Source organism: Neorhizobium alkalisoli (assembly GCF_007829835.1).
In the GTDB taxonomy this organism is placed as follows: domain Bacteria; phylum Pseudomonadota; class Alphaproteobacteria; order Rhizobiales; family Rhizobiaceae; genus Neorhizobium.
The window spans coordinates 1303548-1325180 of the sequence record NZ_VIWP01000001.1 but is presented as its reverse complement, the minus strand read 5'-3'; the positions used below and the strand labels follow the sequence as shown (position 1 = coordinate 1325180).

14 protein-coding genes, 1 rRNA gene and 1 riboswitch are annotated in these 21633 nt (G+C 60.7%); of the genes, 8 read left to right on the top strand and 7 right to left on the bottom strand.

The genetic code is table 11. From position 1 onward, the window contains the following. From FHW37_RS05720 to FHW37_RS05690, 7 genes are all read right to left on the bottom strand, one after another. Positions 1-264, bottom strand: a 16S ribosomal RNA gene (locus FHW37_RS05720); the annotation flags it as partial. 609 nt (positions 265-873) lie between these two features. Further along, complete coding sequence (locus FHW37_RS05715) at positions 874-2319, bottom strand: aldehyde dehydrogenase (RefSeq protein WP_145633678.1); 1446 nt, start codon at positions 2317-2319, stop codon at positions 874-876. Between the two features lie 136 nt (positions 2320-2455). Beyond that, the gene (tpiA, locus tag FHW37_RS05710) at positions 2456-3208 is read right to left on the bottom strand and encodes a triose-phosphate isomerase (protein WP_145633675.1); all 753 of its coding nucleotides are present in this window, start codon (positions 3206-3208) and stop codon (positions 2456-2458) included. 60 nt (positions 3209-3268) lie between these two features. Continuing rightward, on the bottom strand, positions 3269-4762 hold the full coding sequence (locus FHW37_RS05705; RefSeq protein WP_145633672.1) for an FGGY-family carbohydrate kinase: 1494 nt from the start codon (positions 4760-4762) through the stop codon (positions 3269-3271). Continuing rightward, positions 4759-5721, bottom strand: a complete 963-nt coding sequence (locus FHW37_RS05700; RefSeq protein WP_145633670.1) for a transketolase family protein — start codon at positions 5719-5721, stop codon at positions 4759-4761. Before FHW37_RS05700 ends, FHW37_RS05705 begins: the two co-directional genes overlap by 4 nt. Further along, on the bottom strand, positions 5721-6542 hold the full coding sequence (locus tag FHW37_RS05695) for a transketolase (protein WP_145633667.1): 822 nt from the start codon (positions 6540-6542) through the stop codon (positions 5721-5723). Before FHW37_RS05695 ends, FHW37_RS05700 begins: the two co-directional genes overlap by 1 nt. A gap of 47 nt (positions 6543-6589) precedes the next feature. Continuing rightward, positions 6590-7570 (bottom strand): sugar phosphate isomerase/epimerase family protein, encoded by a 981-nt coding sequence (locus FHW37_RS05690; RefSeq protein ID WP_145633664.1) that lies wholly within the window; start codon positions 7568-7570, stop codon positions 6590-6592. Positions 7571-7999: 429 nt separating this feature from the next. On the opposite strand from FHW37_RS05690, the gene FHW37_RS05685 reads away from it, so the two are divergent. From FHW37_RS05685 to FHW37_RS05650, 8 genes are all read left to right on the top strand, one after another. Beyond that, the gene (locus FHW37_RS05685; RefSeq protein ID WP_145633660.1) at positions 8000-8941 is read left to right on the top strand and encodes a D-ribose ABC transporter substrate-binding protein; all 942 of its coding nucleotides are present in this window, start codon (positions 8000-8002) and stop codon (positions 8939-8941) included. A gap of 72 nt (positions 8942-9013) precedes the next feature. Continuing rightward, positions 9014-9631: a DUF2291 family protein gene (locus FHW37_RS05680; protein ID WP_186458156.1), complete on the top strand. Its 618-nt coding sequence runs from the start codon at positions 9014-9016 to the stop codon at positions 9629-9631. Next, the gene (locus tag FHW37_RS05675; RefSeq protein WP_145633654.1) at positions 9628-11157 is read left to right on the top strand and encodes a sugar ABC transporter ATP-binding protein; all 1530 of its coding nucleotides are present in this window, start codon (positions 9628-9630) and stop codon (positions 11155-11157) included. The genes FHW37_RS05680 and FHW37_RS05675 overlap by 4 nt, the downstream gene beginning before the upstream one ends. Beyond that, the gene (locus FHW37_RS05670; protein ID WP_145633652.1) at positions 11154-12236 is read left to right on the top strand and encodes an ABC transporter permease; all 1083 of its coding nucleotides are present in this window, start codon (positions 11154-11156) and stop codon (positions 12234-12236) included. The genes FHW37_RS05675 and FHW37_RS05670 overlap by 4 nt, the downstream gene beginning before the upstream one ends. A gap of 89 nt (positions 12237-12325) precedes the next feature. Further along, the gene (locus FHW37_RS05665; protein ID WP_145633649.1) at positions 12326-13135 is read left to right on the top strand and encodes a DeoR/GlpR family DNA-binding transcription regulator; all 810 of its coding nucleotides are present in this window, start codon (positions 12326-12328) and stop codon (positions 13133-13135) included. A gap of 98 nt (positions 13136-13233) precedes the next feature. Further along, a riboswitch (FMN riboswitch) is annotated at positions 13234-13377 on the top strand. Positions 13378-13489: 112 nt separating this feature from the next. Then, a complete protein-coding gene (gene ribB, locus FHW37_RS05660) occupies positions 13490-14122 on the top strand; it encodes a 3,4-dihydroxy-2-butanone-4-phosphate synthase (RefSeq protein WP_145633645.1) in 633 nt (210 codons plus the stop codon). Positions 14123-14354: 232 nt separating this feature from the next. After that, positions 14355-19850 carry a glutamate synthase-related protein gene (locus FHW37_RS05655; RefSeq protein ID WP_145633642.1) on the top strand — a complete coding sequence of 1832 codons (5496 nt, stop codon included), beginning with the start codon at positions 14355-14357 and terminating at the stop codon, positions 19848-19850. A gap of 7 nt (positions 19851-19857) precedes the next feature. Then, complete coding sequence (locus tag FHW37_RS05650; protein ID WP_210249274.1) at positions 19858-21606, top strand: sulfite reductase subunit alpha; 1749 nt, start codon at positions 19858-19860, stop codon at positions 21604-21606. The last annotated feature ends 27 nt before the right edge of the window (positions 21607-21633 follow it).

The window sequence follows — 21633 nt, the reverse complement described above, 5'->3', positions numbered from 1 at the left end:
TCAGACCAGCTATGGATCGTCGCCTTGGTAGGCCTTTACCCCACCAACTAGCTAATCCAACGCGGGCTCATCCATCCCCGATAAATCTTTCCCCCGAAGGGCGTATACGGTATTAGCTCCAGTTTCCCGGAGTTGTTCCGTAGGGATGGGTAGATTCCCACGCGTTACTCACCCGTCTGCCGCTCCCCTTGCGGGGCGCTCGACTTGCATGTGTTAAGCCTGCCGCCAGCGTTCGTTCTGAGCCAGGATCAAACTCTCAAGTTGAGAATTCAATCATGACTGATCACTATGTTCTGAATCGACGAGAACTCACTCGACTGGTTCCGCATCACTGCGCCACCAGCCTGGTGTTCTCATATCAAAACGTGACCGTCATTTTGTCTTCTAAACAGACCAAGACTTAAAGCCTTGACCCGCGGAAAACCGCCGACCACGTTTCTCTTTCTTCTCATCTTCAATTGTCAAATAACAGACACTCAGTCTCTACAAAAAGACCAAACGTCAAATCACCCAGAGCCAAACCGTAACCCGGCCCCAATCAGCATGCGCCAATTTCATAAGTGATTTTTCCGAAGAATTCCCCAGCGTTTCCGCCAGTTTCTCCAGAACGAGAAGCTTCGTCGCTAGCAGCGCCGCCGCCCTCGTCAGTGAGGCGGGTTATAGATCCAACCCTACCAAGCGTCAACAGCACAGTTTCATAAAACTGCAAAAAAACGACAAATCACTGAATTCAAAAGAGAATTATCGTTTTCCACAAGGCAGGTCGGGAAAACAGGCCAGAAAGCGGGCCAAAGCAAGCGCCTGCTTCGCCTCTGGCCCGCCTCCCCTTTTCAATGAGGCCATAGCGGCCGGATTTGCGGATCTACTCCAAGATCAGAACGGGTAATGCTGGTTCGGATCTTCGACGGTGATCCAGCGCAGGTCCGTAAATGCCTCTATTCCCGCCTTCCCGCCGAAACGGCCGAAACCGGAAGCCTTGACGCCGCCAAACGGCATCTGGGCCTCGTCATGCACGGTTGGACCATTGATATGGCAGATACCGGTCTCGATCCGCGCCGCGACAGCCATCGCCCGCCGGATGTCCCTGCTATAAACAGAAGAAGAAAGGCCGTATTCGGTATCGTTGGCGATACGGATGGCCTCTTCCTCATCCTTGACGCGGATGATGGATTTCACGGGGCCAAAGCTTTCCTCGTCATAGATGCGCATGCCGGGTGCGACGCCATCGAGCAGGGTTGCCTCGAAGACCGAGCCGTGACGTTTGCCCCCTGCAGCCAGAGACGCTCCCTTATCCAGCCCGTCGGCGACAAGCGCCTCCATCTTCTCGGCTGCTTCGAGCGACACCAATGATCCAAGCACAACATGGCCACGCGGATCGCCCGCCGGCAGCTGCGAGGCCCGGGCTGACAGCTTTGCAGCAAATTCATCCGCGATGCTCTCATGCACGACTAGCCTTTCGGTCGACATGCAGATCTGACCCATATTGGCGAAGGCACCGAAAATCGCACCGTTGACGGCCGCGTCGATATCGGCGTCCTCGAGCACGACGAAGGGCGCCTTGCCACCAAGCTCCAGCAGGGCGGGCTTCAGGTTCCGGCCGCAGAGCTCACCGATAATCCGCCCGACCTTGGTCGAGCCGGTAAAGTTGACGCGCTTGACAGCGGGCGCCTCGATCAAGGCCTTGACGATCGCAGCCGCATCCTCCGGCGCGTTGGTAATGACATTGACGACGCCATCCGGCAGGCCAGCCTCGACGAGGGCCCGACCGATCAGCACATGCATTCCGGGGCATGCTTCCGATGCCTTGAGGATCACCGTATTGCCGCAGGCAAGCGCCATGGCGATGGCGCGCGTCCCGAGAATGACCGGCGCGTTCCAGGGCGCGATACCGAGGCAGACGCCGACAGGCGTGCGGAGCGCCATGGAAAGCGTGCCCGGCTTGTCCGACGGGATCACCTCGCCCTGGATCTGGGTGGTCATGCTGGCTGCTTCGCGCAGGATGCCCGCGGCCAGCATGACGTTGAAACCGGCCCACGGTGCCGTGCCACCGGTTTCCGTTATCATCAGGCCGGCAAATTCGTCGGTTTTCGAGGCCAGGATATCGGCGGCCTTCAAAAGCAGCGCCCGCCTCTGTCCCGGGCCCGTCTTCGACCATGCGGGAAACGCCGCAGATGCGGCCTCGACAGCAGCCGCGACGTCCTGCAGCCCCGAAGCCGGCGTCCGCGTGGCAAGCTTGCCTGTGAAAGGATCAAGGCGGTCATAGGTTCGGCCGGAAATGGCCGCAACGAATTTGCCACCGATAAGCTGCTGGATCTCCATAAAATCTCCTCCCATTTTTTGAAATTCCTGTCGTCGTTCTGGTCCTGTGAGGGGAGTTTTGCAACCTTGCAATCTCGAAGGTTAAATCACATTACCCGGAAGCGTCAGGAATTTCGAAGATCAGGGAGACCTCGGATTAACAAGCCGCGCAGATCGCCAGGTAATCGGCGGCCATCAGGCTTGCGCCACCGACCAGGGCTCCATTCACATGGTCGATCTCAAGAATTCCAGCGGCGTTCGAGGGTTTGACCGAGCCTCCGTAGAGAAGACGCATGCGATCGCCTTCTCCATTGAAACGACCAGACAGCTCGGCGCGAATGAAGGCATGGGCAGCGGCAATATCGGCGATCGAAGGTGTCCGGCCAGTGCCGATTGCCCAGATAGGCTCGTAGGCGATCACCGTGTTTGCTGCCGTTGCGCCGTCCGGCACCGAACCCGCCAGCTGGCAGCGAAGGACCTCAAGTGTGCGGTCGCCAATCCGCTCTTCTTCCGTTTCGCCAATGCAGATGATGGCCGTCAGGCTGGCCTTGTGAGCAGCCGCCGCCTTCGAGCGGACCGAGGCATCACATTCCCGATAAACCAGCCGGCGCTCGGAATGGCCGACAATGGCATGGCTGCCCAGGCTGTCTGCAATCATTCCAGCAGAGATATCGCCGGTATAGGCGCCGTCTTCTTCATGGTGACAATTCTGCGCACCGATCCGCAGCGGCGTCCCGGCGGTCATCACGGCGGCGGAATGAAGCAAGGTGGCCGGCACGCAGATCAGGGCTTCGGCATTTGAAATAGCCAATGCGCTGCTCTCGGACACATGCTTGATCTGCGCGAGGCTGTCGCGCATGCCGTTCATTTTCCAGTTTCCCGCAACAAGCGGCCGTATTGCAGATCCCATGTCACTATCCTCCCACTTCATGTCCCTGCTCTCCCGGCAGGCCCCTTGTTCGTCCCGATCCTAATGCGCGGTCAGCCGCGCAAGCATCGACTGCCAACCATCACGCACCTCTGTGCGCCACGTGACCGCCTCGAGATCGGGCCGGAATTCACTGCGGACATCATTTTTGCATGAAGAGGCCATCCCCAATCCGGCAAGCGCCATGGTCGCAACGCCCATGGCGCCAACCTCTGCCTGACCGCTGCGCGTGACCGGCCGGTCCAGAACATCGGCCTGTAATTGCATCAGGAAGTCGTTGGAGGATGCTCCGCCGTCTGCCAGCAAGCCATCGAGGCGAGCGCCGAGATCCTTTTCCATGGCGATAAAGACATCGGCGACCTGGAGAACGATGGCATCGAGCGTTGCCCGAGCGATATGCGCGCGGGTCGTCGCCAGGGTCATGCCGGAAATCGTGCCCGACACCTTGTCATTCCAGTGGGGCGCGCCCAATCCGGCAAGAGCGGGGACGAAGATGACGCCGGCCGCATCCGGAACCGTCTTGGCAAGAGCGGAGAGGGCTTTTGCATCAAGCAGCCCCAGCATCTCCGCCGCGAATGCCGCCGCCTGGGCCGACACCGTAATATTGCCTTCGAGAGCATAGGCGACGCCTTGGGCATCACTCCAGGCGATCGTGCTTGAGAGGCCGTTTTTCGACAGAACCCGCTGCGGCGTCAGCGTCATAAGCGACGAACCCGTACCATAGGTCGCTTTGACGAGGCCGGGTGTCCGCACGCGATGACCATAAAGCGCAGCGTGACTGTCGCCCATCATGGCAAGGATCGGGACACCTGCTGGAAGAGCGGTGGCGCCACCTGCCACTTCGCCGAACTGGCTATCGGAGGCCCGAACCTGTGGCAAGGCAGAAAGAGGTACGCCGAACAGATCGCAAAGACCTTCGTCCCATCTCAGTGTGCCCGTATTGAACAGCTGCGTGCGCGAGGCATTGGAATGGTCGGTCGCGAATTCCTTGCCGCCCGTCAGCTTGTAAAGCAGCCAACTGTCCACCGTGCCGGCACGCAATCGGCCTTGGATAGCCAGCGTTCTCGCTTCGGGGACGTTCTGCATGACCCAGGCCAGCTTGGAGGCTGGGAAGAGTGCATTGATGGAAAGGCCTGTCGCCTCCACTACCATCGGATCCTGACCCTGCTCGATCAGAGCCTCGCAAGCCTGCGCGGTGCGCCGGCATTGCCACAGCATCGCAGGGATGATGGGCTTGCCGGTTTCCGCGTCCCAGACGACCAGCGTCTCGCGCTGGTTTGCAATCGCAAGCCCAGCAATGCCGGCCTCAGGATTGGCATCGACAAGCTCCGCGATGACTGCCTGGACACTGGCCCAGATGTCGTCAGAGGACTGTTCTGCCCAGCCGGGGCGCGGATAATTCGATTTCAGCGGCGCCGAGGACTTGGCGACGACTTCGCCGGCGGCGCTGACCAGGATCGCCTTGGTATTGGTCGTCCCCTGGTCGATGGCAATGATATATCCGCTCTTTGGTCCCCCTCCCGAACCGCCGGTCATGCGCGCTTGCGTCCGATCGCCTTGCGCGCCGACCGGGCAATCCCGGCAGCCGTCAATCCGAAATGATCGAACAGCCATTCGACCGATCCTGTGGGCACAAAACCCGGAAAGCCCATGCGCTCGACCGGAACCGGCAGAGTGGCAGCCGTATGTTCCGCCACGGCACCGCCGAGGCCGCCATGAATGTTGGCCTCCTCAATCGTCACGATCGCGCCGGTTTCGCTGGCCGCTTTTTCGATCGCGGCGCCGTCCAGCGGATTGATGGTCGCCATGTTGAGGACGCGGGCGGAAATGCCCTCGGCCTGCAGATCGGCTGCCGCCTGCACGGCGAGGTGAACCATGGTGCCACAAGCAACCAGCGTGACGTCGCTGCCCTTTCGCACGACCTCGGCCTTGCCGGGCTGGAACTGGCGGTTTTCGACGACGAGGTCCGGTACCGGCATGCGGCTCAGGCGAATATAGACCGGGCCTTCATGGGCCGCGGCCCATTTGACCGCCTCGGCGGTTTCCCAGCTATCGGCCGGAACGACGACCGTGATCTTGTCGAGCGGGCGCAGCCAGGCGAAATCCTCGATCGAATGATGGGTCGGCCCGAGCTCGCCATAGGCGACACCGGACGACTGGCCGACGAGTTTGACGTTGAAACCGGCATAGGCGATATCCGCCTTCAGCTGTTCCAGCGCGCGGCCGGTGAGGAAGCAGGAGGCCGCCGAAACGAAGGGAATGCGACCGCCATTGGCAAGCCCCGCCCCGACGCCGACCATGTTCTGCTCGGCAATGCCGACATTCACCAGTCGGTCGGGAAATTTCTTCTGGAAGCCGCCGAGCTTCGACGAGCCGACGGAGTCGTTGACGACGGCGACGATGCGCGGGTCTTCCTCGGCAAGCGCCTCGATCGTGCGCGCCCAGGCATCACGGCAGTCGTAAAAGCCTTCCTGTTTCTGTGCGGGAGCAGCCATCAGACCAGTTCCTCCATAGCGATATTATATTGTTCGGCATTCGGCACGCCATGGTGCCAGGAGGCCTTGTTTTCCATGAAGGAGACGCCCTTGCCCTTGACCGTATTGGCAATGATGCAGAGCGGCTTCGAACGGCCGCCGGCCGGCTCCGACAAAGCGGAAAGAAGAGCGACGACATCATGCCCGTCCACCACTTCGACATCCCAGCCGAAGGCGCGGAACTTGTCGTCGAGCGGGTCGAGACCGTTGGTCTCTTCGGTTCCCATGCCCTGCTGCAGGCGGTTACGGTCGACGATCAGCGTGAACTTGCCGAGCTTGCGGTTGCCGGCGGTCATCGCCGCTTCCCAGTTGGAGCCCTCCTGCAGCTCGCCGTCACCGGTCAGCACGAAGGTGCGGTAATCGCTGCTGGTCAGCTGGCCGGCAATGGCAATGCCGAGCGCCACCGGCATGCCATGGCCAAGCGGGCCGGTATTGGTCTCCACACCCGGCAGATAATTGCGGTTGGGATGGCCGTTCAGCATGGATTTCGGCTGCATATAAGTCGTCAGCCAGTCCTCCGGGTAATAACCGGCGGCACAGAGGGCGGTATAGAGCGCACCGGTCGCATGGCCTTTCGACATGATGAAGCGATCCCGTTCCGCCATTTCCGGCTTCTTCGGGTCGTAGCGCATCACGCCGAAATAGAGCGTCGCGATGATGTCGATCGCCGAGAAATCCCCGCCCGGATGCCCGAGCTGGGCGTCGAAGACCATGCGGAACGCCCTGCGGCGCATCCACAATGCCTTCTCCCGGATCGTATCGACGATGTCATTCTTCAACATGGGTATCAGCCTTTCAGGAACGATAGTGCGCTCTTGGGGAGCGGCGCCTAGATGGCACCGAACAATGCCTTCTGAGCGATCTTCAGCGCGCTGATCGCATCATGGCGGTCCTGCGCTTGCTTCAATGCGTCGAAATCGAGCGCATCGAGCCCCTTGGCCGCAGCCTTGAGGAAATCGATCGCGTGATTGGCGGTCGCGACGCTGTCTTCGCGGAAGGGGAACTGGTCGAGCTGCCACACACCTTCCCACTTGTTTTTCCGCAGCACGTAGAAGAACTCGAAAAGCTCGATCGGATGCAGGCTGCCGGCGACGAGATCGTCATCCCAGGAGCGGTAGTTGTCGTTGACGTCCATGCCGAACAGGCGGCCGTAATCGATGGCCAGCTGGGCGCTGTCGGCAGCGGATTCACCACCCATGATCGCATGGCCGAAATCGAGCAGGATGCCGACATTCGGCAGGCCGATCTTTTCGATGCCGAGCAGCGTACGAGCCACCGAACCAAAACTCATGCGCACGCGCGGTTCGCGCGGCTTGTATTCGATGACGAATTTCAAATCCGGGTTTTCGCTGGCAAGCTGGCCGACGCCATCAAGCGAATGCTTCCACAATGTACCGTAATCGACCTGGAACGGATAATCCCAGCCGTCCTGCCCCGGCCACAGCTTGACGTAATCGGCGCCGAAATAACGGACCTGATCGCAGGCTTCGGTTACCAGTTCATGGGTGCGGCGACGCACGCCGGCATCCGGGTTGGTGAAGGAGCCCTTGACGAATTCGCGGGTATAGATTTCCGGCGTGATGCCGATGACGCTGAGTTTGTTGCGATCCAGCGCTTCCTTGACCTGCGCATTGGAAAAATCGCCGCCGAAGAACGGATAGTTGATGTCGACGACCGAGAGGTCCTTGACCTGGCCGGCCAGATCGATCGCCTCGATGACACTGCGCGGCGTGCCATAACCATCGGTGGCATAACGATCGAGATAGGTGGCGAAATGCCAGATGCCGGCGCCAAAACGTTGTTCAGTCATAAGTTTCCTCCATTCAATCGGTTATCGGCCAAAAGGGCCGGCATGGTTCCGCAGATGAACCGACCCGCGCATGCGCTGCATGTCTGACGGGAACCCGGCAAACCATCATCGCAAAGGAACCAGCCCACTCCTCCCCGAGATCAGGCATCAAAGCATTCAAAATCGAATGAGGTGATTTTTGATTGCTTTCGATTTCTTTCGTTTGGCGATTAAGTGACATGAAACGCAGGGGTGTTCAAGCGGATTTTTGATAAGACAATCGCCAAGACGATGAAAACGACGCCGCAGCGCAGCATAAATAGTAGCAAATGTTGATTTTTGACCGTCGAAACAACAAATTTCAAAAACATATTGACATCAAACAAAAGCAATCGATAGTCTGAGCATGGAAAGACCACGGGAGGGTGGTTTTCGAAACGGGAGGTCTCCATGAAGCTTACGAAACGTCTATTGATGTCCGTGGTCGCGCTCGGCATTGCCGGCGCAGTCTCCGGCACGGCTTTTGCCGCTGATACGATCGCCATCATCACGCCAAGCCACGACAACCCCTTCTTTAAGGCCGAAGCCGACGGTGCTGCGGCAAAGGCGAAGGAACTGGGTTACGCGACCATGGTTCTCGTCCATGATGACGATGCCAACAAGCAGAACGAACTGTTCGACAATGCGATCGCCGCCGGCGTCAAGGCCATCATTCTCGACAATGCCGGCGCCGATGCGTCCGTCGCAGCCGTCAAGAAGGCCAAGGACAAGGGCATTCCCTCGTTCCTGATCGACCGCGAAATCACCACGACCGGCGTCGCCGTCTCGCAGATCGTTTCCAACAACTACCAGGGCGCCCAGCTCGGCGCCGAAGAATTCGTCAAACTGATGGGCGAGAAGGGCAATTATGCCGAGCTCGTCGGCAAGGAATCCGACACCAATGCCGGTATCCGCTCGCAGGGTTATCACGACGTCATCGACCAGTATTCGGACCTGAAGTCGGTCGCCAAGCAGACGGCGAACTGGTCGCAGACCGAAGCCTATACGGTGATGGAATCCATCCTGCAGGCGCATCCGGACATCAAGGGCGTCATCTCCGGGAACGACACGATGGCCATGGGCGCCTATGCCGCGCTCGAAGCAGCCGGCCGCAAGGACGTGATCGTCGTCGGTTTCGACGGTTCGAACGACGTGCGTGACTCGATCAAGAAGGGCGGCATCAAGGCGACCGTCCTGCAGCCGGCCTATCAGCAGGCGCAGAACGCGGTCGTACAGGCCGACAAGTTCATCAAGACGGGCAAGACCGGGCTTGAGGAAAAGCAGCTGATGGATTGCATCCTGATCAATGCCGCGAACGCTTCCAAGCTCGAAACCTTCGCGCTGAAGCCGTAAAGCCGCCATTCGACACCCGGGATGCAAAACGCGTCCCGGGTGGTTTCTGCCCTGAAAGAAATGCGGGTCACCATGAAAATCAGAACCCTGTTTGTGGCAAGCCTGCTTGCTGCGTCCGTTTCCGGTTGCAAGCTGGTCAAGACCGTGGACGCCTCGAGCGCGGCTGCGGATCCGATTGCCGAAACCGTAGAGACGACGTTCGACGCCAAGCTCGTGCCGGCGCTGAAGGAAAAGGCGGTCGATATCGTCGCCCTGCAGGACGCCATCAAGGCCGGCCTCGACAAGGCGGGCGAAAGCCACGGCGTGCGCGTCGGCGGTGCCGGCGGCGGCTGGAATTTCCCGGTCAAGGGAAGCGCCACGGTCGTCGATGAAAACCGCGCGTCAAAAGCGGCGACCGCCGATATCGACGTGGACGGCGACGGCAAGGCCGATGCGACGCTGCAGCTCGGTCCCGTCGTCAAGGGCACGGCCTTGCGCGACACCACCAATCTCTACGATTTCTCGACCTTCCGCGACCAGATCGAATATGCCCGTCTTGGCCGCGCCCTGAACGACAAGGCAATCTCAAAGCTGCCCAGCGCCGATACGCCGCTCAAGGGCAAGAAGGTCAATTTCCTCGGCGCAGTCGTGATCCGTTCCGCCGGCGAAAAACCGCTGATCATGCCGGTCTCGATCGAGGTTGCGCCATGACCGAGCCCCATCCGATCGGCCTGTCGATCCGTAACGGTTCAAAGATCTATCCCGGCACCCAGGCGCTGAAGAATGTCGATTTCGACCTGCGCATGGGCGCGGTCAACGTTCTGGTCGGTGAGAACGGCGCCGGCAAATCGACGCTGATGAAGGTCATCGCGGGCGTCGAACAGCTGAACGGCGGCACGATCGAACTCGACGGAAAACAGGTTGTTTTCGCCGACAAGGCGGATGCCACCAGAAACGGCGTCGGCATCGTCTTTCAGGAACTCAATCTGTTTCCCAACCTGACGGTGGCGGAAAACATCTTCGTCGGCCACGAAAAGACGCTCGGCGGCATTCATATCGACGGCCAGGCGCAGCGGACGGCTGCTGCGGCTCTGATGAAACGGCTCGAACAGAATATCGACCCGGATACGCCGCTCGGTAACCTTCGGATCGGCCAGCAGCAGATCGTCGAGATTGCCAAGGCGCTTGCCGAAGACGCCCGCATCCTGATCCTTGACGAACCGACCTCGGCACTTTCGGCGACGGAGGTCGAAGTCCTGTTCCGGGTCATCAACGACCTGAAGAAACAGGGCGTCGGCATCGTCTACATCTCCCACCGGCTGGAAGAGCTGATCCGCATCGGCGACTACATCACCGTTCTGCGCGACGGCGTTATTACCGGCTCGCGCTCGATGCAGGGTGTCGATATTCCCTGGATCGTCGCCAACATGATCGGTAGCGCTTCGAAGGAATTTCCGAAGACGGTCGAACACGATCTCGGCGGCGAGGTTTTCCGGGTGGAAGACATCTGCCTGCCGAGCCCGGCCGGCGGCTATGCGGTCAACCACATGTCGCTTTCAGTGCGCGAGGGCGAGATCGTCGGGCTTTACGGCCTGATGGGTGCCGGGCGCTCGGAACTGCTGGAATGTATCATGGCCCAGCATCCGAACTCCTCGGGCCGGCTGTTCATCTCCGGCAAGCCGGTCAAGGAAAAGAGCGTTTCGGGGCGCATTCGTCGCGGCCTCGCGCTCATCCCGGAAGACCGCAAGCGCGACGGCCTCGTGCAGATCATGACGATCCGCGAAAACCTGACGCTGTCATCGCTTTACGATTTCACCCGCGGTTTTCACCTCAGCCTGAAGGCGGAGGCGGCAAAGGCTGCCGAATTCGTCAAGCGCATGGCGATCAAGATCGCCAGTCCCGAACATCCGGTCTCCAGCCTTTCCGGCGGCAACCAGCAGAAGGTGGTGATCGGCAAGGCGCTGATGACCAAGCCACGGATTTTGCTGATGGACGAGCCCTCGCGCGGCATCGATATCGGCGCCAAGGCCGAGATCTTTCGCACCATGCGGCATCTGGCGGCCGACGGGCTCGGCATTCTTTTCGTCACATCCGATCTGGAAGAGGTTCTGGCCCTTTCCGATCGCATTCTCGTCATGGCGAATGGCAAATTGACCGGGCAATTCCCGGCAGGGGCCAACGCCGCGGACGTCGTTTCGGCGGCGACCCCCAATCTGAACAGGGTTGAAACATTATGAGCAGCATCGACGCCGCAGGCAACGTCAAGACGGTCATTGGTGGCCACAGGTCCCGAACATCGGCACTTCTGTTGCTTCTGCATATGCGCACCTTCGTGGCTCTGATCCTGGTCTTTGCCTTTTTCGCATTTGCCGCGCCGAACTTCCTGACAACCGGCAATATGCTGATCGTCTCCAAACACGTTGCCCAGAACGCGCTTCTGGCGATCGGCATGACATTCGTCATCGTCGCCGGCGGCATCGATCTTTCGGTCGGCTCGATCGTCGGCCTCTGCGCCATGGTTGCCGGTTATCTCGTGCTTTACGGTATCGATCTCGGTTTTTTGGGCATCGGCTACAGCCTGCAGTTCAACACGATCGAGATCTGCCTGATCGCCCTCGTCGTCGGCGTCTTCATCGGCTGGATCAACGGGTTATTGATAACCAAATTGAACGTCGCGCCCTTCATTGCCACTCTCGGCACGCTTTACGTGGCCCGTGGCGCCGCCCTTCTCTTCTCCGACGGCCGTACATTCCCGAACCTTGCGGGCAATCCGGATTACGGCTCCGACACGTTCCGCATCATCGGCTCGGGCACGTTTCTCGGCCTGCCGGTCTCCGTCTGGATCATGGTCGTCGTTGCCCTGATCGCCGCCTATTTCGCCAGCCGTACGCCGCTTGGCCGGCATATCTATGCGGTCGGCGGCAATGAACGCGGAGCGGCGCTATCCGGCGTGAATGTCGACCGCATCAAGCTCTTCGTCTACATGTTCTCCGGCCTTTGCGCCGCCCTTGTCGGCCTGATCATCTCCTCGCAGCTGCAGGCCAGCCATCCGGCGACCGGCGAAACCTTTGAGCTCAACGCGATTGCCGCAGCCGTTCTCGGCGGCACGTCGATGTCCGGCGGACGCGGACGGGTCGGCGGCACGATTGTCGGCGCCTTCGTCATCGGCATTCTCGCCGACGGCCTCATCATGATGGGCGTCTCGTCCTTCTGGCAGACAGTGATCAAAGGCCTCGTCATCATCGCCGCCGTGGTCGTCGATCAGGTCCAGCAGAAGCTCCAGGCCCGCGTCGTCCTGCAGCAGAACGCCAATTGAGGATTTGGAGGCTTCGGACGCTTGCTGTAAGGATCAGAAGAATCGAATAGTTTCGATTGGTTGCGATTGCAGGGTTTAGGCAGGACCGAATGGAAGCGAAGAACGAGAATGATGCTTCGGAATCGATGATCGGACTTCTGTCCGAGCCGAGACGCCGGCGCATCCTCGAATGGCTCCAGGAGGAAGGGTCTGCCCGTGTGCGGGAACTGGCGAGTGCCTTCCATGTATCGGAAGCGACCATTCGCCAGGATCTCGAGAGGCTGGAGAACGAAGGCTTCATCACCCGCGAGCACGGCGGCGCCTTCCTCAACACGACGGCGCCGCAAACCGGAACCATGACGCTCCATCACCAGGAGAACATGGACAAGAAACGCCGGATCGGCGCGCTGGCGGCAAGCCTGGTCAAGGATGGCGAGACGCTGATCCTCGATGCCGGCACGACGACAACCGAGATCGCGACGCGGCTCACCAGCCGGCGAGACCTGACGCTGATCACCAATGCGCTGAACATCGCAATCATCCTCGGCTCCGTGCCGACATTTGCGGTGCATATGCCGGGCGGCCAGTTCAAGTCGCCGACGCTGTCGCTGTCGGGCGACAAGTCGGTCGAGTATTTCCGCAACATCTTTGCCGGAAAGCTGTTCCTGGCGACGGCCGGCGTGGCGCTCGATGCCGGCCTGACCTATCCGAGTTTTGCCGATCTCCAGCTCAAGGAAGCGATGATCAAGGCTGCGGCGCATGTCTATCTCGTCGCCGACAGCACCAAGATCAACCGCTCTTCCTTCACCCGTCTCGGATCGCTCGACGTGATCCATTCCTTCATCACCGATGACGGCATTTCCGACCGCGACGCCCGCGAATTCGAAAAGCGCGGCATCGAGGTCCTGATAGCAAAATAAATCACCCACCTTTTCGCAGCCGCAACATTTTCCTCATTCCGAGGCTGTTTGAGGCATGTCAAAGGGTTGCAATCCAAGCGGATGTTGAAATACATTTCTTCTGTTCTCAGGGCGGGGTGAAACTCCCCACCGGCGGTATCGGGACTTGTCCCGGAGCCCGCGAGCGCTTCCCCAAAAGGAAGGTCAGCAGATCCGGTGCGATGCCGGAGCCGACGGTATAGTCCGGATGGAAGAGACCAACCCGCGGCGGCCTTTAACCGGGCTGCCCGTGGCGCTTGTTCGCCCAAGGGAAAGTTTTGTCGGCGCAAGCCGATGCAACAGCCTTCACCGGCTTAACCCTTGAAAGACTTGTAAATGCCGATTTCCAGAATTGAAGATGCAATCGCTGCTATCTCCCGCGGGGAGATCGTTGTGGTTGTCGATGACCAGAGCCGTGAAAACGAGGGCGACCTCGTATTCGCATCGCAAGACGCAACGGCTGAAAAGATCGCGTTCATGATGAACAAGGCACGTGGCCTGATCTGCGTGTCGATGGATCACGAACGCCTCGACGCACTCGAAATCCCGCTGATGGTTCCCAATAATACGGAATCGATGAAGACCGCCTTCACCGTTTCCGTCGATTACCTCCCCGGCACCACAACGGGCATATCGGCCGCAGACCGGGCCGCAACCGTCAAGGCTCTTGTCGATCCCGCCTCGCGCCCGGACGATTTTGCCCGTCCTGGACATATTTTTCCTCTCCGGGCACATCCGGATGGCGTTCTTGGCCGGCCGGGACATACGGAAGCTGCCGTCGACCTTTGCCGGCTGGCCGGAAAACTTCCGTCTGGCGTCATCTGCGAGGTCGCCAATGACGACGGCACCATGGCACGGCTGCCCGATCTCGAAATCTTTGCCGAAAAGAACGGCCTGCTCATCGTGACGATTGAAGATCTGATCGCCTACATGGGCGAGCGCGAAGGGCTGGAAACGAAGGCCGCCTAGAACATCGGATCCATTCAATAGGGCCTGCGGACCCTGACAATGAAACAGCGGCGGAGCAATCTCGCCGCTGTTTTTGTTTGTTTTGGAAAAATGCTCAGATTGAAGGCACCGAACAGACGACCCGAGCCTTCCATCTCAACCCCATGCTGCGGCGCACAACTCTTTAAACTTGACTCGTTAAGTCTTGTTAATTAGGTCAACTCCACTGACATATTTCTGATGGAGCTGGCCCATGGAATCGAACACTGCGCTTTTCGGCCTCTACGATCCGGCCCAGGAGAAAAACAGCTGTGGCGTGGGGTTTATAACGCGAAAGGACAGCATTCAGACCCACGACGTCTTGCTCAGAGGCCATGAGGCGCTCTGTGCCGTTCCGCATCGCGGCGGCATGTCGGCCGAGGGTGTAGGCGATGGAGCTGGTATCGCAACGGACCTATCTCTGAGCTTCTTCCGCAAGCTCACCGGCCGCGCCGATCTTCAGCCGCATCGCTTCGGTGTCGGCAACTTCTTTCTGCCCGCCGATCTCGCTTTCCATTCGCAGGCGGAGCATGTCATCGAAACTGCATTGGCCGAGCAGGGTTTCGAGATTCTGCTCAAGCGCGACGTGCCGGTGGACAACGAAGCGATCCGGCCGGCCGCCATCCGCCATCAGCTGGAGATCCGCCAATGGGTGTTCAGCTGTCACAGCGAGACGGCCCTGCTGGCCGAATTCGATTTTCGCATTCACAAGGCGCTGCTTGCCATCGAGGCCGAGGCTTATACGCGCGCCGAACTGGCAGGGCTTTACCCGATCTCGCTCAGCGCCCGCACCCAGGTGCTGAAGGGACGCCTCAACTCGAACGAGGTCATTCCTTACTTCCGCGATCTGGTGGACCCGGATCATTCGATCCATACCATGTATTTCCACACGCGGTTCTCGACCAATACCGATCCGCACCCATCCATGGCCCAGCCCTTCCGGCAGATGGCGCATAACGGCGAACTGAACACGGACCGAAAGAACCGCCTCTCCGAAGCGGCGATTGCTGCCGCAAAGAACGCCTCGATCATTCGCCCCAAGGGGCAATCGGACAGTTGCCGCCTCGACCAGACGCTGCAATCGCGCGTGATGGAGGATGGCCTTGATCTCGTGACCGCTGTTGTCTCGATGATGCCGCCAGCCTGGGAAAACGACGATACGCTGTCGGCCGACGTCGTTGCCATGCTCGAATATTTCTCGCTCTACGAAGAAAAGAACGACGGTCCCGCGGCGCTGATTTTCGGCAATGGCGATATCATCGGCGCGCGTCTCGACCGCCTCGGACTGCGCCCGCTGCGCACCGTCGAGACGGAAGATTATCTCTGCGTCATGTCGGAAGCCGGCCAGATCGCCTTTCCGCCGGAAACTGTGCTGAACCGCGGCCGCATCGAGGCCGGCGGCATGCTGGTTTACGACCATGTCGAAAAGCGCGCCTATGGCACGGTCGAAGCGCTGGAAATGCTTGCCGCCCGCAAGCCCTATCGCGATCTTCTCGTCGGTGCACGCGTGCGCCTTGCCGATCTGCCGGAAATCCCGGCGGAAGCCCAGGGTTCGCCACTGCGCTACAATGGCGATCTGGAACGCCATCAGCGTTACGTCGCCTATTCGCACAATCAGGAAAGCTTCAAGTTCCTGATGGACCCGATGCTGGCGACCGGGGCGGAAAAGATCTCCGCCATGGGTTACGGCAATGCGATCAACGCGCTCTCCGATCAGGAAGGCGGCGTTGCGAAATATTTTTCACAGCGTTTCGCCCAGGTCACCAACCCGCCGCTCGACAGCATCCGCGAAGCGGATGGGATGACGCTGCGTATCGCGCTCGGCGCCAAGCCGAATATCGGTGCGAAGGCTGCGCGCCAGATCGTCGTCCCCTCGCCGATCCTGACCCATCTCGACATGCTGAAGCTGCGCGAGCAGACCGAAACGCCCGTTCGCCGCTTCGAGATGCTCTATGCTCCGGTTCTCGACGATGCAGCAGAGAATGCCCGCGCGCTGGAAGCCGGCATCGCCCAGCTGTGCGGCGCCATTGCCGCTTTCGCCCGGGATGAGGGCGGTATCGCGATCGTCACCGACCGGCACGTTGCGCGGGACCGTGCGGCACTGCCGATGATCCTCGTCGTCTCGGCAATCAACCAGAAGCTCATCGAGGAAGGTGCGCGCCTGCGCGTTTCGCTGGTCGTGGAAAGCGGCCAGATCTCCTCCTCGCATCATATCGCGGCGGCCCTTGGTTTCGGCGCTTCGGCCATCTATCCGCTCGGTGTGCAGTTTCGCGCCGAGGAAAAGTTCGGTGTTGAAGCGGACAAGGCCTTCAAGCGTTTCGCCAAGGCGGCCGAAAAGTCGCTGATGAAGACCATGGGCAAGGTCGGCCTATGCACCGCCGAAAGTTATGTCGGCGGCGAATTCTTCGAGCCGAATTTCCTCGATACTAGCGATCCGGTGCTCAACCGTTACTTCCCGAACGTCCGGACGCCGGTCGGCGGCGTCGATTTCAAGGTCATCGCCCAGGCCGTCGCCGATTGGCATGCCAAGGCGCTGACGGTGAAGGCAGAGGACGACATTCCGTTGCTCGGCCTCTTCAAGGAACGCGCCGAGGGCGCAGGGCACTCCTTCGGCACGACGGCCGTGCGCGGTTTCGTCGACATGACCGAAGAAAAGCCGACATTTGCCGAGCCGGATGGTGAAGAGGATCCGTTCCTGCGCCTGCTGACGCTGAACCGCCTCGACGACGCCTTCGGTATCGATGATGCCGCCTATACGAACACGAGCTACGACCGCCTGTCTCCGGACGCGATCAACCGCTTTGCCATCACCCCAGGTTATCGCTCCTTCGTGCGGATGATGACGGAAGAACGCTCTCGTCGCCCGGCAGCCCTTCGCGATGTTCTCGCCTTCCCGGCCGACGTCAGCTTTGCGACTTCGCCCGATGATTTCCGCAAGGAGATGAAGCGCTTTTCCCGCAAGGGCAATAACAGCTTTCTCGTCCGCGGCCTGACGTGCCAGGCGTTGACCGAAGATACGTTCCGGCTCAGCCTCGCCGGTCCACTCGGCAGCGACCTTGCACGGCTCGCCGCACTCGGGCAATCGCTCGTCGCCCGCTTCAAGGCCGACATTCTCGGCCATTGGCTGGAAGGCGGCGCACTCGCTGTGCATGCTCAAGGACAGGCTCTCGCCTATCTGCGCCTTCTCGATACGGCGCCCGCGGGCATCTCGCTGGATGATGTCCAGCCCGCAAGCGAAATCACTCCGCTTCTCGCCTCCGGTGCCATGAGCCACGGTGCCCTCGTTGCCAATGCCCATGAGGCGGTGGCGCACGGCACCAACATGGTCGGCGGCATGTCGAATTCCGGTGAAGGCGGCGAGCATATTTCGCGCTACGGCACGATCCGCGCCTCGCGCATCAAGCAGTTCGCTTCGGGCCGTTTCGGCATCTGGGCCGGCTATCTGGCCGATCCGATGCTGGAAGAGCTGGAGATCAAGATCGGCCAAGGCGCCAAGCCCGGCGAAGGCGGCCAGCTTCCCGCCGCCAAGGTGACGGTCGAGATCGCCGCCGCACGTGGCGGCACGCCCGGCGTCGAGCTGGTCTCGCCGCCGCCGCATCATGACACCTATTCGATCGAGGATCTGGCTCAGCTGATCCACGATTGCAAGGCGGCCCGCGTCCGCGTCGTCGTCAAGCTCGTCTCCTCGGAAGGCATCGGCACGATTGCGGTCGGTGTCGCCAAGGCAGGCGCTGACGTCATCAACGTCGCTGGTAATACTGGCGGCACCGGTGCCGCTGCAGTCACGAGCCTGAAATATACCGGTCGCGCGGCGGAAATCGGCATTGCCGAAGTGCATCAGGCGCTCTCAGCCAACGGCCTTCGCCAGAAGGTAACGCTGCGTTGCTCCGGCGCACATCAGACGGCAAGCGATGTCGTCAAGTCGGCGCTGCTCGGCGGCGACAGTTTTGAATTCGGCACGACGGCGTTGATGATGCTGAAATGCGTCATGGCGAAGAACTGCAACATCAAGTGCCCCGCAGGCCTCACCACCAATTCCGAAGTTTTCGACGGCGACCCGCGGGCACTGGCGCAATATCTGCTCAACATCGCGCACGAGACCCGCGAGATTCTCGCATCGCTCGGCCTGAAGTCCCTGCGGGCGGCGCGCGGCCGCAGCGATCTGCTGCATCTCCTCGACCACCCTTCCAGCGTCGGCCAGCTCGACCTGCGGGCGATGTTGCAGGTCGTCGAAGAGGTGAAGATCGCCAACCCCGTCTATATGGAAAAGGATTATGCGGTCGACGACGCCTTCATCGACATGGTGCGTTCGGCCCTGATCGATGGCGCCCAGCCAACCGTCGAGCTCGGCGGCAACCGACACCTCAACAACTGCAACAAGTCGGTCGGTGGCCAGCTTGCGGTCGATATCGAGCGTATGCTGAACCACGAGCTGACGGAAAATGACACGCGCCATCTCCCCGCCGTCCGGCAGGACAAGCGCGGCCGTCGTTTCCTCGATGCAGGCTCGGTGAAGATCGCGACGTCCGGCTCGGCTGGCCAGTCCTATGGCGCCTTCTGCAATGACGGGATGATGCTCACCCATACCGGCACCTGCAATGACGGTGTCGGCAAGAGCGCCAATGGCGGCACGATCTCCGTGCGCTCGCCGGGTGGCGGTTCGCATGAGGCGGGCGGCAATGTGCTGATCGGCAATTTCGCGCTGTTCGGCGCCACTGGCGGCCGCCTGTTCGTCGAAGGCCAGGCCGGCGACCGTTTTGCCGTGCGCAATTCCGGCTCCACCGCAGTGGTCGAGGGTGTCGGTGATTTCTGCTGTGAATACATGACCAATGGTGCCGTTCTCAACCTCGGCGCCTTTGGCAAGGGTGTCGGCAACGGCATGAGCGGCGGCTTCTTCTACCAATACGATCCTTACGGCGACCTGCAGAAGAACATCAGCCACGATTCGATCCTCATCGGCTCGATCGCCGACCCGGAAGCCCCACATGCCGCCTTCCATGCCGACGCGATCCGCATGATGCTCGAATGGCATATCGAGGCGACCGGTTCGGAAAAGGCACGCTGGCTTCTCGACAATTTCGAGAGCGAGCGGTCGAACTTCGTCTACGGCCTGCCGCGGGCACTGCTGCTCTATCAGGATAGCGACGCCATCCTGAAGGCAAAGAGCCGCAAGGATCTGATCGAGGAACTGTCCAATGCGCTTGCAGGCCATCAGGTGCGCAAGTTCAAGCTCGCCTATCGTGACCGCAAGCCGATCCTCAACGGCCGGGCGCCGGCACAGGGCGAGATGGATACGGACGGGATGTTCGCGTTGCTGAACAATTACACGGTGCTCTCCATGGCGCAGTCGCTTGCCATGGCGCGTGTCCCGAATGCGCTCGGCCCTTCCGAACCTGCCGTGGAAAAGGCCGTGCGTAACCTGATCCTGACGGAGGATTTTGCGCTGATGCAAAAACTCTCCCGTTATGCCCGCGAGGCGATCGCCGATTACGACGACGAAGGCCTTGCGGTTCTCGTCTCGGAAAAGCGCCTTTCCGACTATCGCCAGGCGCTGGCCGGCCGCAACACGCTGTCGATCGACAGCCCCGGAACCTATGGCTGGATCATCCAGCAGACGGAACGCAACCGCGAGCGGATTGGCCGCATCCCGAGCTTCGAGGAGCTGTTTGCCGCCAAGGCGATCGGCAATCTCGCAACGGCAAGATCGTGAGGCGCACATCATGACGATACCCCATATCCCCGAGGACGCCCCTTTCAACAGCGACCAGCGCGCCTGGCTCTCCGGCTTCATGGCCGGCCTGAACTCGCGCCTGATTGCCAGGGAAAGCACCGCGGGCGCACCTGCCGCCGGTGCGGCTCAACCGCTGCACATCCTGTTCGGCACCCAGACGGGCAATGCCGAACAGGTGGCGATGGATGCCGCAGCATCGGCGCGCGCAATCGGCATGGCGCCGGAAGTCCGCGGACTTGACGATATCGACATGGCGGCCCTCTCCGCCATGCGCCATCTGGTGATCGTCACCTCGACCTATGGCGAAGGCGAGATGCCGGACAATGCCCAGCTTTTCTGGGAAGCCTTGTCAGCTGATGCCGCTCCGCGCCTCGAAAACCTGAAATTCGCTGTCCTAGCGCTCGGCGATACCGGCTATGATGGCTTTTGCCAGGCAGGCAAGCTGATCGACACGCGTCTCGAACAGCTTGGCGCGACGCGTATCGCCAGCCGCCTCGACTGCGATATCGATTTTGAAGACGCAGCCGCTGCATGGCTGGGGGAAACCTTGCCGCTCGCTGCCGAGAAGCAAGTTCCGGGCGCGAGCGCCGCGATTGCTCCACCTGCCCCGTTACGCGACACGGCAGGCTGGAGCCGCAAGAACCCCTATGCATCGACGCTTGCCGTCAACCGCCGCCTGTCCGGCCCAGGTTCGATCAAGGAAATCCGCCATTTCGAATTCGATCTCGGCGAAAGCGGCCTTGCCTACGAGGCCGGCGACGCGCTCGGTGTCATGCCGATCAACGATCCGGCGCTTGTCAATCTGCTGATCACAAGGCTCGGGGCCTCGGTTGAGACGGAAATCGACGGCGCCCCACTCGCTGCACTGTTGTCGAGCCAATACGAGATCTCCACGCCGTCGCGCGATCTGATCGCCGAGGTCGAGCGCCGCGCCGGTCACGAGGAACTCACCCATGTGGTTCGCAACGGCGACAAGGAAGCGCTCGACGATTTCCTCTGGGGCAGGGACAGTCTCGACCTGCTCTCGCTTCTGCCTCAAGGCGGCATGAGCGCCGCGGAATTCATCACACTTTTAAAGCCGCTGCAACATCGCGCCTATTCGATCTCCTCGAGCCCGACGGAAGCCGGTGACTATGTCCACCTCACCGTCGCCAGCGTCCGTTATCACGCGTCCGGCCGAGATCGCGGCGGCGTCTGCTCGACCTTCATGGCCGATCGGGTCGCCGAAGGTGCGAGTGCCGGCATTTTCGTGTCGCAGAACAAGGCTTTTCGTGTTCCGGGTAACGACGATGCACCGATGATCATGGTCGGCCCCGGCACCGGCATTGCGCCTTTCCGTGCGTTCCTGCAGGAGCGCCGCGCCCGCGGGGCCAAGGGCCGGAACTGGCTGTTCTTCGGTGACCAGCGCCGCGAGAGCGACTTCATCTACGAAGACGAGCTTTCCACCATGAGCCGCGACGGCCTGCTGACCCGCCTCGACCTTGCCTTTTCGCGCGATCAGGACGCCAAGATCTATGTCCAGACCCGCATGAAGGAAAACGGCAAGGCGCTGTTTTCCTGGCTGGAAGAAGGCGCTTCCTTCTATGTCTGCGGCGACGCAAGCCGCATGGCCCGGGACGTGGACGCAGCACTTGGCGAAATCATCGCGGAACATGGCGGCATGTCACCGGAACAGGCGGCCGACTACGTGGCAAAGCTCAAGCGGGACAAGCGTTATCTGCGCGATGTCTACTGATGTATCCCGCGCGAGACAGGGTGCGCG